General features: G+C 55.8%; 10 protein-coding genes. 7 read left to right on the forward strand and 3 right to left on the reverse strand.

Annotated features, from left to right (window positions below; genetic code table 11):
• Positions 1-3,342 (forward strand): choice-of-anchor D domain-containing protein (locus H151_RS16670; protein ID WP_019962460.1); only part of this gene is annotated, 3,342 nt, incomplete at its 5' end.
• A gap of 68 nt (positions 3,343-3,410) precedes the next feature.
• Here H151_RS16670 and H151_RS0114910 read toward each other — a convergent pair.
• Both H151_RS0114910 and H151_RS0114915 read right to left on the reverse strand, forming a co-directional pair.
• Positions 3,411-3,701 carry a putative quinol monooxygenase gene (locus H151_RS0114910; RefSeq protein ID WP_019962461.1) on the reverse strand — a complete coding sequence of 97 codons (291 nt, stop codon included), beginning with the start codon at positions 3,699-3,701 and terminating at the stop codon, positions 3,411-3,413.
• A gap of 92 nt (positions 3,702-3,793) precedes the next feature.
• On the reverse strand, positions 3,794-4,756 hold the full coding sequence (locus H151_RS0114915; RefSeq protein ID WP_019962462.1) for an AraC family transcriptional regulator: 963 nt from the start codon (positions 4,754-4,756) through the stop codon (positions 3,794-3,796).
• A 100-nt stretch (positions 4,757-4,856) separates the two neighbouring features.
• Between H151_RS0114915 and H151_RS0114920 the strand changes: the two genes are divergently transcribed.
• The 5 genes from H151_RS0114920 to H151_RS0114940 all read left to right on the forward strand — a co-directional run bounded on the left by H151_RS0114920 (position 4,857) and on the right by H151_RS0114940 (position 12,250).
• Positions 4,857-6,050, forward strand: a complete 1,194-nt coding sequence (locus H151_RS0114920; protein WP_019962463.1) for a hypothetical protein — start codon at positions 4,857-4,859, stop codon at positions 6,048-6,050.
• 87 nt (positions 6,051-6,137) lie between these two features.
• Positions 6,138-6,458, forward strand: coding sequence for an ArsR/SmtB family transcription factor (locus H151_RS0114925; RefSeq protein ID WP_019962464.1), 321 nt, complete (start codon positions 6,138-6,140; stop codon positions 6,456-6,458).
• Positions 6,459-6,473: 15 nt separating this feature from the next.
• Positions 6,474-7,541, forward strand: coding sequence for an ACR3 family arsenite efflux transporter (arsB, locus tag H151_RS0114930; protein ID WP_019962465.1), 1,068 nt, complete (start codon positions 6,474-6,476; stop codon positions 7,539-7,541).
• Between the two features lie 283 nt (positions 7,542-7,824).
• Complete coding sequence (locus H151_RS17450; protein WP_083918655.1) at positions 7,825-10,056, forward strand: DEAD/DEAH box helicase; 2,232 nt, start codon at positions 7,825-7,827, stop codon at positions 10,054-10,056.
• Positions 10,057-10,252: 196 nt separating this feature from the next.
• Positions 10,253-12,250 carry a methyltransferase domain-containing protein gene (locus tag H151_RS0114940; RefSeq protein WP_019962467.1) on the forward strand — a complete coding sequence of 666 codons (1,998 nt, stop codon included), beginning with the start codon at positions 10,253-10,255 and terminating at the stop codon, positions 12,248-12,250.
• Positions 12,251-12,367: 117 nt separating this feature from the next.
• On the opposite strand, the gene H151_RS0114945 is transcribed toward H151_RS0114940, so the two are convergent.
• A complete protein-coding gene (locus H151_RS0114945) occupies positions 12,368-12,997 on the reverse strand; it encodes a hypothetical protein (RefSeq protein ID WP_019962468.1) in 630 nt (209 codons plus the stop codon).
• Between the two features lie 250 nt (positions 12,998-13,247).
• On the opposite strand from H151_RS0114945, the gene H151_RS16680 reads away from it, so the two are divergent.
• A complete protein-coding gene (locus H151_RS16680) occupies positions 13,248-13,823 on the forward strand; it encodes a recombinase family protein (RefSeq protein ID WP_019962469.1) in 576 nt (191 codons plus the stop codon).
• Positions 13,824-14,163 lie beyond the last annotated feature (340 nt).

Here is a 14,163-nt window from a genome sequence, read left to right on the forward strand (position 1 = left end):
GCCAGCACGGTGACCTATACGATCACGAACTCTGGCACCGACACCTTGACGCTCACGACCCCGACGGTGGGCACGAATATCTCTGGTGCATCCAATGTCACGGTCAATTCCCTGGTCTTGGGCTCAACGAGCGTCGCACCAGGCGGGGAGACAACCACTTTGGTTGTCAATTATACGCCAACCCTGGCCGGCAGCTTTGGCTTTGCGCTTAGTCTTGCCAATGATGATGCGGACGAAAATCCCTATGACATTACCGTGTCCGGCTCTTCAACGGGGCAGCCTGATATTGCGATCTCGGCTTCTGAAGGTGGGGCGCAAACAGATGGTGTTGCACATGTTTTGGGGAATAAAGCCGTGGCAACGCAAGACAGCGTTACCTATACCCTCACCAATGAAGGTTTAGCCGATTTGACGGGCTTGGCCTTGACGGTGAATAACGCCAGCAATGTCACCATCAACAACACCCCGGCTTTGACGGGGACTTCCATCACGCCGAGTGGCACGGCGGTGACCTTTACAGTGGACTATACCCCTGTGATCAATGGCGGGTTTGGGTTTGACGTTATCGTCGCCAGTAATGACCCAGATGAAGCGCCGTTTAACTTCACGGTCTCAGGCACGGGTACCGGGGGTGCACCGGAGATCGAGGTGAGTTCATCTCAAGGTGGGGCTTTGAGCGATGGTGTTGATCAAGCGTTGGGTGATAAGAGTGTCACTACGTCTGACACCCTGACCTATACCCTCACCAATACGGGCTTGGCAGATCTCACGGGTCTGGCTTTGACGGTGAATAACGCCAATAATGTTACGATTGCCAATACCCCGACGCTGACAGGGACTTCCATCACGCCCGGCGGCACGGCGGTGACCTTCCAAGTCGAGTATCAGCCCACCATCAATGGCGCGTTCAGCTTCGATGTCTCGATTGCCAATAATGACGCCGATGAGACCCCGTTCAACTTTGCCGTCACGGGCACAGGCACCGGCGGTGCACCGGAGATTGACATCACGGGCACTGGCGGTGGTGCGGTCAATGATGGCAGCACCGATGAAATTCCCGAACCTGCCCCTGCGGGTCAGGGCTCAATGTTGAGTTATACCATCACCAATTCCGGGACAGAGACGTTGATGGTGAATATGCCCAGCGTATCGGGCAATGTATCAAATCTCACCAATGTGACGATTAACTCGATTTCGTTCCAAGTCACCGCATCGGCCTCGACAAGTGCACGGCGTTTATCGCCTCAAGCTGTGGGGGATAGGATATCCTTGGTACCGGGGGCAACGGCACGTCTGGATGTGAACTACACACCTGTGACCTCTGGCCCGTTCAGCTTCACGGTCTCGCTGGCCAGCAATGATAGCAATGAAGCGCTTTATCAGATTGGCGTAGCCGGAACGGCCAGTGGCGCGCCGGAGATTGAGGTCAGCTCGTCTGAAAGTGGCGATCTCAGTGATGGGGGCACGGATAGTGTTGCCTCAGAAGTGATCGCCGATGAGCGTTCGCAAATCGTTTATACCCTTACCAACAGCGGTAATGCACCGCTGACTTTGACTGCGCCAAACCTTCAAAGCGCGCTAAGCGGCCAGACAAATGTCACGGTCAATGATTTGAGCTTGGCTTCGACAAGCGTGGCCGGTGGGGCGAGCACAACCCTCACCGTGGGGTATACGCCGACGGCCGGGGGCGCATTCGCCTTCACTCTCAGCCTGGCCAATGATGATGCGGATGAAAATCCCTTCGATATTACCGTAGATGGTAATGCCGAAGGTATTCCGGCACTGGTCGCGATTGTCGCCGGTGATGATCAGGCCGCAGTGATCAATACCGCTTTCGCATCGCCTTTGAGTGTGCGGGTGAGTGATGCCAATGGCTATCCCGTTCCAGGGGCCACCGTTGTGTTCAGCGCGCCTGGTGCTGGGGCATCCTTGATCTTTGCTGAAACGGGTTCGGCCAGTCAAAGCGTGGTCACCAATGATGAAGGCTTGGCGGTAAGCTCGTCAATGACGGCCAATGATACCGCGTCGCGGTATCTGGGCGGGCGTTCATTTGAACCCTATGCGGTCACAGCCCGTGTAGAAGGCGTAGAAGCCGTGCGCTTCTCGCTGACCAACAGCCGTGATAGCGCGGCGGATATTGCCCGCACGCAAGAGGTGATTGCCTCTTTCGTGACCCATCGGGCTGACCGCATCGTCTCTGTTCAGCCAGATCTGGTGGTCCGCTTGAAGAGTGTGCTCGACGGGTCTCAGCATCGCAATGGTTTTGCCTTTGATGCCACACCCATGGGCCAGACCGGACAGTTTGAGTTCTCTCTTCGCGCCTTTGCCCAGCGGTGGGGTGCCCATCGCCAGCGCAATGACGCTGTCAGCCGCCTGTTTGCGGAGGCCGATGATCAAGCGGCTCCGGCCTCTTGGCGTGAAACGCCTGAGCTCGATACCGGCAGCCTCGCCTTTGCGGGGCCTGGATATAGTCAGGAGGCTCCGCGCGATCGGGCACAGCCGCGCCGCAGTGCGTCGTCAAACTCTAGCCGCGCGGTTCAGGCCGGTGTTGGCGGCAGTGATGGCGAGCTGCAAAATGTCGATGTCTGGGTTCAAGGCTCATTCTCCAATGCGGAAACCGGCGGGAATAAGAGCCAGAATGCCTTCTTCTTCGGCGGGATTGATTATCGCTATCGTGAGAACGCCTTGATCGGTGTGATGGCGCAGCTTGATATCTCGGATGAGGATAATGCGGGCGAAAATACCGCCGCCGATGGTCTGGGCTGGATGGTCGGGCCATACACAGTGGTCCGCCTTCATCAAAATCTCTATTTTGATGGCCGTGCGACCTATGGCTGGTCGGATAACCGGGTCAATGCGCTGGGCCTCTTCTATGATGATTTCTCAACCGAGCGGATGTTGTTCCAAGGCGGTTTGACCGGGGACTTCACGGTCGGGCGCTATACCTTCAATCCGTTCGCGCGTCTGACTTATTACTGGGAAGAGCAGAAATCCTATGAGGACACTCTGGGTAATGCCATTCCAAAGCAGAGCTTTGATCTGGGCCGGTTTGAGTTTGGGCCGAAAGTCTCAATCCATCTGCCTGCAGAGAACCGCTATGATCTGACATTGAACTTCGGCGTCTCTGGGCTCTATGATTTCGATCAATTGCTCGATGATGTGCGCATGACTACCGGTATTCTTTCGGCGCAGGATAAATTCCGCGCTCGGGTAGAAAGCGGGGCCGTCCTGTTCATTCCGGGGCCGAATGTCTTTGTGCGCGGTGAGGGCTTCTATGATGGGATCGGGGTCGGTGACTTTGATGCCTATGGCGGCACGATCAGCGTTCTGGTGCCGTTCTAAGTTTTTAAAGCATATGGCAAAAAAGAAGGCGGGCCCGGTGGGCCCGCCTTGTTCTTGAGTGTTTATGCTTACCCGATGGCATGGACATAATGCGTGGTGGGCGCTGCATCGAGCATGGCGTTTATGTCGGCCCATTGACCTGATGCGATCAAGCTTTCGATATGGGCTTTATGTTGGGCTTCGCTTTGCCAGTCTTCGACCAAGGTGAAATGAGGTGGGGTCTCACGATGGCGGAAAATCCGGACACCCTCACACCCTTCGACTTGGGGGAGATGGATTTGGGTCTGATCCATCAAGGCGCTAAAGGTCTCAAGCGCTTCGGCTTTGACGGTAAAATTGACGAGGACGGAAATAGACATGGACGCTCCTTTACTTTGAGGAGGCCGTTATAGAAAGGAGCGGGGGCTGGCACGAGCCACGATAATGTGAGGGAGCACCTAAATCCTGCGCATTATTCAGCGGCGCGATAGCTGAGCGCGTGATGTGTCGTGCCATGATAGAGCGAGGGCGCAAGGCCAAAGCGGCGTTTGAAATCGCTGCTGAAATGAGAAGGCTTAGCATAGCCCAGCGCATAGGCGGTTTCGCTGACGCTGGCTCCGCGTAACAGTTGGCGGCGGCCTTCTTCCAGGCGGGTGAGTTTGAGATAATGCATCGCACCCATTCCGGCGAGCGCTTTAAATCGGTGCGCAAAATGCGAGGGGCTCATCGCGACATGCTGCGCAATATCATTCAAGCTGAGGGGGCTTTGCCAGGATTGCTCCATATAGGTCATGGCTTGATAAAGTTTGATGACATCGCGGCGAAGTCCGGCGAGCAAGGCCGAAGCTGCCTCACTTTGCAGCAGATGAAAAATGATTTCTTTTAAGATCAAAGGGGCCAGAACAAGCCGCGATTCTGGGCTTTCCAGACATTCAGTCAAACGAAAGAGCGCCTGATAAAGCGAGGGCTCGATGGGGCCCACAAAGGCAGCGCGGGGCGCAGGCGGGCGGGCGGGTTGTGAACGCACAGCGATCAAGTCAATCACCGTTTGGGCCACCAGGCTGGGGGGCAATTCCAACTTGATCGCCAGATAGGGCGTCACAGGGTTTGCCTCAACATCTGCGCTATAGCGGCAATGGCCTTGCATCACTAGGGCCTGGCCTTGCGCATTGATCAAAGGTGTGGGGCCGAGATGAACAATCTTACGTCCTGACAGAGCCACCGCCAGGGTCATCATCTCGCCTTGATGGCGGCTGACATGCTGGTCTGTGTTCGCGCGGAACAGGCGTAGACCGGACAAGGCGGTGATATGCGTGCCGGGGGTCGGGGCGTGATGCAGCGCCCATTGGTGTAAGGTTTTGAAGACGTTATCGTCTATTGCAGGCGCGCTGGGGGCCTGCGCGGACCCGCGTATTGTGGAAATTTTTCTCGTCATGGCGATACCGGCTTGAAACGAAAGTCAAATCCGGTGAAGTCTAGGGCGTAAACCTGCGGGCGTCACCCCTGCGTTCAAGAGTGCCAAGAGAGCTAAGGCCATGATCTCTATCGTTATCGCGATCGTCTGCTGTGTGATGTTGGGCGTGGTTTTTTATCCCAAACTGCGCCGCGCGGCCCTATGGCGTGCGATGATTACGCCCTTGGCCTCGATCATTGGCTCGGGCTTTTTGATCTCAGGCCCGTTGTTGACCAGTGTTTTTGGCGGATGGGCGGTTTTCGCCATGGGCGGGCTTTGCGCGCTAGCCTTTCTTTATGGGTCGGCCATCCGGTTTTCGATGCAGGTCGAAGCCCAAACCGGTCCTGCCCAAGGTGTCGTCGAGGGCGTGGAGCGGGCTTCTGACTTTGTCCTCTCGCTCGCCTATTTCATTTCGGTCGCCTATTATTTAAACCTCTTTGCGGCCTTTGGTTTAAAGGGGCTAGGCGTCATTGATCCTTTATGGATCCGGGCGGTATCGAGCGCGGTGATTATGGGCCTGGGCCTCATTGGGTTTTTGGGCGGGCTCAAAGCGCTGGAGGAGCTGGAGGTTTTTTCCGTCGGGGTCAAGCTTGCCATTATTGCAGCGGTTTTGGTGGGGCTTATCGTTGCTCAGCTGGTTGATCATGATGGCGGGCAAGCGGTTAGCTTTGAGCTTGAGAACAAGATCGAGGATTTGCGCATTGTCTTGGGGCTTTTGATCCTGGTGCAGGGCTTTGAAACGTCGAAATATCTGGGCTCAGCCTATAGTGTGGATCAACGCGTGAAAACCATGCGCTGGGCGCAAGGGCTCTCAACCCTGATTTATCTTGGCTTTATCGGTCTGGGCGCGGTCTATTTCCAAGGCGACCTACCCAGCCAGGGCGCAGAAACCGTGATTATCGAGCGCCTGGGCGTTTTAAGCCCCATCGTGCCGGCCCTGTTGATTATGGCGGCCTTGGCCTCGCAGTCTTCCGCGGCAGTTGCGGATTTAAATGGTGCGGGCGGATTGATCTATGAGACGTCTAAAAAGCGGATCTCTGTGGCCTGGGGCAATCTACTAACGGCCGGTCTGGCCCTGGTCCTCACCTGGGTCGCGGATATTTTTGAGATCATCACCTATGCCTCAAAGGCTTTCGTTTTATATTACGCGCTGCAGGCGCTGCGGGCCGTGATCGAGGCCTATCAGGCCCGGCGCTGGGGCCATGTTGCGCTTTATGGTCTAGGTGTATTGATCGCAGGGGTGATTTTAGTCTGGGCGCAACCGGCTGAGGTTTAGGCTAAAATGTCTGGCTCCGCCTATTGTTCATAGTTTCATGAAATGCTATGCGTACTTTCGTATTTCGTCGAATAACGAAGAAGCGCGATGGCTGAGACTTTAGATCCTATCGACCTGGAAGATGTTGCGACTATCGCCAAGGCTTTGGCCCATCCTGCGCGTGTGCAGATCCTTAAAACCTTGATGGAAAAGCGCAGCTGCATCGGGTGCGATTTAAGTGATGAGGTGGGGCTGGCGGCCTCGACTACGTCAGAGCATTTGCGCATTTTGAAGGCGGCGGGGCTTATTGAGGGGGAAATTCAGCACCCACGCGTGTGTTATTCGCTCAAACCTCAAGGGCTAAGCGCGCTTATCGACTTTCTTTCCCATTTGGCGGCGACGCCGATGGATCAGCGCCCGCGCACATAAATCAGGATCATCATTATGGGTATGTTTGAACGCTATCTGAGTGTTTGGGTTGGATTAGCGATTATCATCGGTTTGGCGCTGGGCCAGTTTTTACCTGGCCTGTTTGCGGCCTTGGCGGGGCTGGAGTTTGCCAAGGTCAATCTGGTCGTCGCCGTTTTGATTTGGGCCATGGTCTATCCCATGATGATTGCGGTGGATCTGGGTGAGATCAAGCATGTCGCGAAAGAACCAAAGGGCTTGATTATTACTCTGGTGATCAATTGGTTGATCAAACCCTTCACCATGGCGGCACTGGGCGTGGTGTTCTTTAAAGGGGTGTTTGCGCCATGGATTCCGGCCGCGGATGCCAATGGCTATATTGCCGGTCTGATCCTATTGGGTGCTGCGCCGTGTACCGCGATGGTCTTCGTCTGGTCGCAACTCACACGCGGCGATGCCAATTATACTTTGGTGCAGGTCAGCGTGAATGACACGATTTTGGTCTTCGCCTATGCGCCGTTGGTGGCGATATTATTGGGCGTTACGAATATCCCCGTGCCGTGGAATACTTTGATCCTGTCGGTTGTGCTTTATGTGATTGTGCCGCTGATAGCCGGGCTGGTAACGCGCGCGCTGCTCTTGAAGTCCGGCGGCGGTGAGGGCGCGATCAGTGCCTATACCGCTAAGATCAAACCGCTGTCTATCTTAGGTCTGATCGCAACTGTGGTGATCCTGTTTGGGTTTCAAGGTCAGGTGATTTTAAGCCAGCCCTTGATTATCGCGCTTATTGCTGTGCCGCTGCTGGTGCAATCTTATGGTATTTTCGCGGTTGCCTATGGCGCAGCCTGGGGGCTGCGTGTGCCGTTTAAGGTGGCTGCGCCGTGCGCCATGATCGGGACATCAAACTTTTTTGAGTTAGCCGTGGCGGTCGCGATTAGCCTTTATGGTCTCAATTCTGGCGCAGCCTTGGCGACAGTGGTGGGTGTCTTGGTCGAAGTACCGGTGATGTTGTCTCTGGTTGCGTTCGCTAATCACACCCAGGGCGCATTTGACCGACGTGTGGCAGAACGGGCGCACCAAGAGGGCGTTGGCACAAATGTCTAACATCAGGCATTGATTGTTCGCGCCGAGTGTGAGATAAGCGCCGCCTTGTTTTCCGCCGGGCATGATCCGGCAAGGGGCCAATGACATACAGGTGTATGCATCATTGCGAATTGACCATCCCCTTTTTAAACCGCTGAATCCACAAGGGTTTATTAAGCGGTTCTCGGATAATCAAGACGAGCCCGGGTCAACGACCGAAAACGGATAGCGACCCCCTTATAATCAAAACCGCCCTTGAAGGCGGGTTGCCCGTTTGCGAACCGCATGAATGCGGGCTGAAAGTATGTCTTTGACCCAGTTTATTGATCTTGGCCTTGCCGATCCTATTTTAAGCGCTCTTGCCGAAGAGGGCTACCAAACCCCAACCCCGATTCAAGCCGCTGTTATTCCAGCGATGATGAAGGGCCGTGACATTTTGGGTATTGCCCAAACCGGTACCGGTAAAACCGCCGCCTTTGTGCTTCCGGCTTTGAATAAAATTGCCGAAGGGGTCGAGCGCCCTGCGCCTAAATCCTGTCGTACCCTGATCTTGACCCCAACGCGTGAATTGGCTTTGCAGATTGCCCATAATGTTCGCGCCTATGGGCAGAATATCCGCTTTTCCAGCACCACCGTCGTGGGCGGGGCGAGTGCCTATCCGCAAATTAAAGCTATGGCGCGCGGGGTGGATATCCTGATCGCGACCCCGGGTCGCTTGCTCGATCATGTGCGCTCTAAAGCGATCACGCTTCATGCCACCGAAACGGTGATTTTGGATGAAGCCGACCAGATGATGGATCTGGGCTTCATGCCTGCGGTGCGCCAGATTCTGGCCTCCAGCGCAGCTAATCGCCAATGTGTGATGCTGACCGCGACCATGCCGAAGCAAATCCGCGCTTTGGCCGATGAGTTTTTGAAGAACCCTGAGTGTGTTGAGGTTGCCCCGCAATCGAAACCCATTGAGCGTATCGACCAGAGTGTCTGGTTTATGGAACGCGCGGAAAAGCAGGAAAAACTCCACGAGTTGTTGTCTGCGCGCGATATGGAGCGCGGCATTGTCTTTACCCGGACCAAGCGCGGTGCGGATAAAGTTTGTGAGAAGTTGGAAAGCCAGGGCTTTGATGTCGCTGCGATCCATGGTGATAAAAGCCAGCCACAGCGCTCGCGCGCTTTGCGAGCTTTTCGCGAAGGCAAGCTGAAAGTTCTAGTCGCGACCGATATCGCAGCGCGCGGTATTGATATTGATGGCGTCAGCCACGTCTTCAACTTCGAGCTTCCCAATGTGCCTGAAGCCTATGTCCACCGTATTGGCCGGACCGCGCGCGCCGGGGCCAGCGGGATTGCGGTGTCCTTCTGTGATGCCAGCGAGCGTAGCTATCTTTATGAGATTGAGCGCCTGACCAAGACGCGCCTGCGTTTTGCGGCACAAGATGAGGCGGGCGAGGAGCTGACCGATCCGCGTGATCTGCCGCATTTCGGCCGTGAGGGCAGCCCGTCTTCACGCCGCGGAACCGCCCATCGTCCGCGTAATAAACGCCCCCCTGTGCAACGCGGTCTGCATAAACCGCATCCGCGTGACGGTGGCCAAGGCGAGGAGCGCGGCGAACGCAAGTTTAATGATCGTCCGCGCCGCGATAATGATGCCGGTGGTGAGCGTCGCTTCAACCGCGATGACAAGCCGCGCGGTGACCGTCCATATGGTGATCGTCCACGCCGCGATAATGATGCCGGTGGTGAGCGTCGCTTCAACCGCGATGACAAGCCGCGCGGGGACCGCCCTTATGGTGATCGTCCACGCCGCGATAATGAAGCGGGCGGTGAGCGCCGCTTCAACCGCGATGACAAGCCGCGCGGTGACCGTCCATATGGTGATCGTCCACGCCGCGATAATGATGCCGGTGGTGAGCGTCGCTTCAACCGCGATGACAAGCCGCGCGGTGACCGTCCATATGGTGATCGTCCACGCCGCGATAATGATGCGGGCGGTGAGCGCCGCTTCAACCGCGATGACAAGCCGCGCGGGGATCGCCCTTATGGTGATCGTCCACGCCGCGATAATGAGGCCGGTGGTGAGCGCCGCTTCAATCGTGATGACAAACCGCGCGGTGGGGATCGTCCTTTCGGTGATCGTCCGCGCCGCGATAATGAGGCCGGCGGTGAGCGCCGCTTCAACCGCGATGACAAGCCGCGCGGTGACCGCCCTTATGGTGATCGTCCACGCCGCGATAATGAGGCCGGTGGTGAGCGCCGCTTCAACCGCGATGATAAGCCCCGTGGGGGAGATCGTCCTTTCGGTGATCGTCCGCGCCGCGATAATGATGCGGGCGGTGAGCGCCGCTTCAACCGTGATGACAAGCCGCGCGGTGACCGCCCAAATGGTGATCGTCCACGCCGCGATAATGAGGCCGGTGGTGAGCGCCGCTTCAACCGTGATGACAAGCCCCGCACGGGGGCCAAGCGGCCTTCGTTTCAAGGGCGCAAAGATGGACAGCTCGAGCGCCGTCCCCGGCGCACCGGTGAGGGCGGAAATCGCTAGTTCATTGCCTTAAAACTTAAACGAAACGCCCCGCTCTTGCGGGGCGTTTTGCATTTGGGGTTTGAAACAATAAATGTGATCGCTCAGGCGATAAAAACCGATATTAGATGGGTGCGATTTTGTGTATGACGCGCAGCATTTATCATGTCCGTCATAACGCGGATGGCCGCAGGGACGTGATCTGGAGCGCCGCTCAATGGCCAAGTCGCGATTATCTACCGCGCACCCGATGTCTCAACCCTCTAAATCTTTATCTCCACCGCAATCGCTGCGCGCTGCACGTGGTCCGATCGGCTGTTTAGGCCCGTTGGCGGATCTGGAAAGCCATCTGCCTGAAGAATGGTGGCGTGATCTGTTTGATGACCTGTATCTGAAAACCGATGGCGATGTCGTTGAAAACGATGTGATCACGGCCGAAGAAATTGATCTTTTGATCGCGACCACGGGAATCACCGCCCATGAGCGGGTCTTGGACCTTTGCTGTGGTCAGGGCCGGCACACTTTGGCCTTGGCCAAGCGCGGCTTTACTCAGCTGACCGGGGTGGATCGCTCGCGCTATTTGATCCGGGTTGCGCGTCACCGCGCGGACGCTGGGGGTTTTACCGCGTCCTTTAAAGAAGGCGATGCGCGAAAACTGCGCGTGCCAGAGATGAGCCAGGATCTGGTGATGATCATGGGCAATTCCTTTGGCTATTTTGCCAGTGAGGATGATGATCTTAAAGTGTTAAAGCGGGTGATGAAGGCCCTGGCTCCAGGGGGACAGATTTATCTCGATCTCACCGATGGCGATTGGATGGGGCGCAATTTTGAAAAACGCTCCTGGGAATGGATCGACCAGAATCACTTTGTCTGCCGCGAGCGCAGCTTGTCATCGGATCGCCGCCGCCTGATCAGCCGTGAGGTTGTCGTTCATGATGAGCGCGGGGTGATCGCCGATCAGTTTTACGCCGAGCGCCTGTATAATCGCGAGCAAATCCAGGCGCTTTTAAATAAGGCGGGTTTCAAGGATGTGCGCTTTCATGGCCGCTTGTCAGTCGAATCAGAGCGTGCGCAGGATTTGGGCATGATGGCCCATCGCGAGATTGTCACCGCCCATGCCCCGCGCCGTGCTCTACCCAAGAAAATTGGGCGTGAACCCATTGATGTGCTGGTCCTGTTGGGCGATCCGCGCTTGCCAGATCCGGTGAAACGCGGGGGCCAGTTCAATGAAGAAGACTTTGACACGCTCAATCGGCTGAAAAATGCACTGGCCAAGCTGCCCGGCTATACCTTCAGCTATCATGATAATCACGCCAGCCTGGCTTCAGCGCTAGAATCAAGTCGCGCCCAGCTCGTGCTTAATCTGTGTGATGAGGGCTGGAATAATGATGCCTTTAAGGAGCTGCACGTCCCGGCCTATTTAGAGGTGTTGAACCTGAAATATACCGGCGCGGGACCGGCCTGTCTGGCGGCCTGCTATGATAAAGCCTTGGTGCGGGCGCTCGCGGCGTCTTTGGATGTGCCGGTTCCGGCGGAAACGTATTTGCGCGCCAGTGATCAGGCCGCGACCTTGCCCGGTATTTTCCCGGCGATTCTCAAGCCGAATTTTGGCGATAGTTCTATCGGGATTACCAAAGACGCGATTGTCCATGATAAGTCCGCCTTGTTGGCCCGGATCGAATCGCTGCGTCAGCAATTTGGGGCCAAGCCGATCTTGATTCAGGAGTTTCTGACCGGTCAGGAATATACCGTCTGCCTTTTGGGCAATCCCGAAAGCGAAATCCACGCCCTCCCGATTCTGGAGGTCGATTATGGCCTGCTCGATGCGGGCCTTCCTAAAATCTTGGGCTATGAGTCGAAATATTTGCCCGGTTCGCCCTATTGGACGGACATCCGCTATATTCCCACGGCGTTGGAGCCTGAACTTCAGCAGGCCTTGATCACCTATGCCACCCGTCTGTTTGAGCGTTTGGGCTGTCGCGATTATGCGCGGTTTGACTTTCGCGCTGATGCGCAAGGCCAGATTAAGCTCCTGGAAGTGAACCCCAATCCGGGTTGGTGCTGGGATGGCAAGATGAATCTCGCCGCGGGGCTGGATGGGTTGCGCTATAGCGATCTTCTCGCGCGCATTCTTGATCATGCCTGCCAGCGCTATGGCCTGGAAGGTAAAAGCCTTGAGCGAAAATCTCTTGAAGGGGCCGCTCTCTTGTCCTGAAATGGCGAGGAGAAAAGTGCAGTGCAAACTCACAACATAGAAGACATAAGAAGTGGCCGGAGGCGCTGGTCCGGGTCAGTGCGCCTCCGGCCCGCTAAGGCAGGGGGTGCGGATGCCCTAGCGTTGGACGAAGACGCCTACAGTTGGGCTGTAGGTCATCCGAATGGTGTTAACGGAGCCCCCGAAACGGGCGGACGCCAGGCTGCCGATAACGTTAGTGATGATGGTTTCGCTTTCGAAATGACCTTGCAGGAAGACATCCACGATGGTGTACGGCGTGATGGCAACGTGCTGGGTTGAAAGCACTGGGCGCGCTGAGATCGGCTTACGATCAACAGGCAATTCATTGACCATGGCAGATTGGGCCAGACCAAAGATCAAAGATGGATATTGCTGATAGGAAACCTGGTTGACCGCAGCAAAAGTACCAGAGGGTACATCGGGTGCCTTGGCAGGCTCTGAGAAGTTATTGTTGGCAAAGGTGTACATCATGCCGTCTTGGGCTGGCCCAGGAGAGGTCTCAGACAGCTTAGAGATCGTTGAGCCGTTAGCGTACACCGTATTGGACGCATACATCCAATAGTCTTCTTGCCACTGGACGGTGTTGGATTGAAACGGGTCAATCGTCAGCCAGATGACATTGGCAGACGAGTTAGATGTGCGCTTCATCAGCGTAATTTTTTGGCCAGCATTTTTGATCACATCAAGATCTGCAGGCGCGATATCGAGGGCTAAGGTATATTCCATCTGGGGTCTCCCTTTGAACAAGACCGAGAGGGCGAAGGTGTGTTTGCCCTCTCGAAAGCGTTCCCTTTTGAAAACCTGCCGATTGCGTGATGAGCGCCTCAGGTAAGTCCCGAAAATTACGGATAGAATGACCTTAGATTGCATTAATGCTATTTTAGGTGGTATTTTTCGCTTGACGCTTGAGTACAAAATGTGATCAAAAGGGAAACGTTATGAGAAAATAGCGTCAGGTCGCGAAGGGGAGTGCGAGATGACGGCGATTGGATATGCGCGCGTATCAACCGATGAGCAATGTGTGGATCTTCAATATGACGCCCTGAAAGCGGCGGGGTGTGAGACCATTTTGTGCGATGAGGGGGTGTCAGGGGCAGTGCGTCGACGTCCCGCATTAGATGAAGCCCTTAGAATCGCCAAGGCGGGGGACGTCTTCATTGTCTGGCGTCTAGATCGTTTGGGGCGCTCGCTCAGCCAGCTTATAAATCTCACGGCTCATTTTGAGGCTGAGGGTATTGGCTTTCGATCGATTAGCGAGAGTATTGACACGACTTCACCCGGCGGGCGTCTGCTTTTCCATGTCATGGGCGCGCTGGCCGAGTTTGAACGCGCCCTGATTGCGGAGCGTACCAAGGCAGGTATGGCCGCGGCACGCGCGCGCGGCACCCATGTGGGGCGTCCTTATAGCTTGAGTGTGGAAGATCGCTCAGCCATTCGCCTTAAAATGCGCTGCGGTGCGCGGGCGCAAGATCTGGCTACGGCCTATGATGTCTCCCTGAGTGCTATATATCGCGCGGCGAAGGCTGAACCGGTCATCCCAAATGCGCATTAAATACGCATGTGAATAACTAAATGCAGACAAAGCTAAGTCGCTGCAAAGGCATTGGTTCGTGGGCGAAGCGCTGTGTGGAAAAGGCCGGGGGGCTGTTAAAGGGGGTTGAGGGAATCCCGGCCCCGGCCTAAACACCGCGTCCTCGGTTGAGGCGGAAACAATCCGGCTCGATCATCAGGTTTAAATTTCGCTAACTTTAGTGATTTTTCCTCTTGATCGGCTGTTTTGTTTTTACTATAGATCGGGGCTTCTTCCTTGGTTGGGGATATATTTGGCCTGGCGGCTTTGGTTTGTCGGGGCGGGTATATTTTCGCTGTTTGGGTAGTGTTTTGGTGATTGG

The organism is Woodsholea maritima DSM 17123, assembly GCF_000382325.1.
Taxonomy (GTDB): Bacteria; Pseudomonadota; Alphaproteobacteria; order Caulobacterales; family Maricaulaceae; genus Woodsholea; species Woodsholea maritima.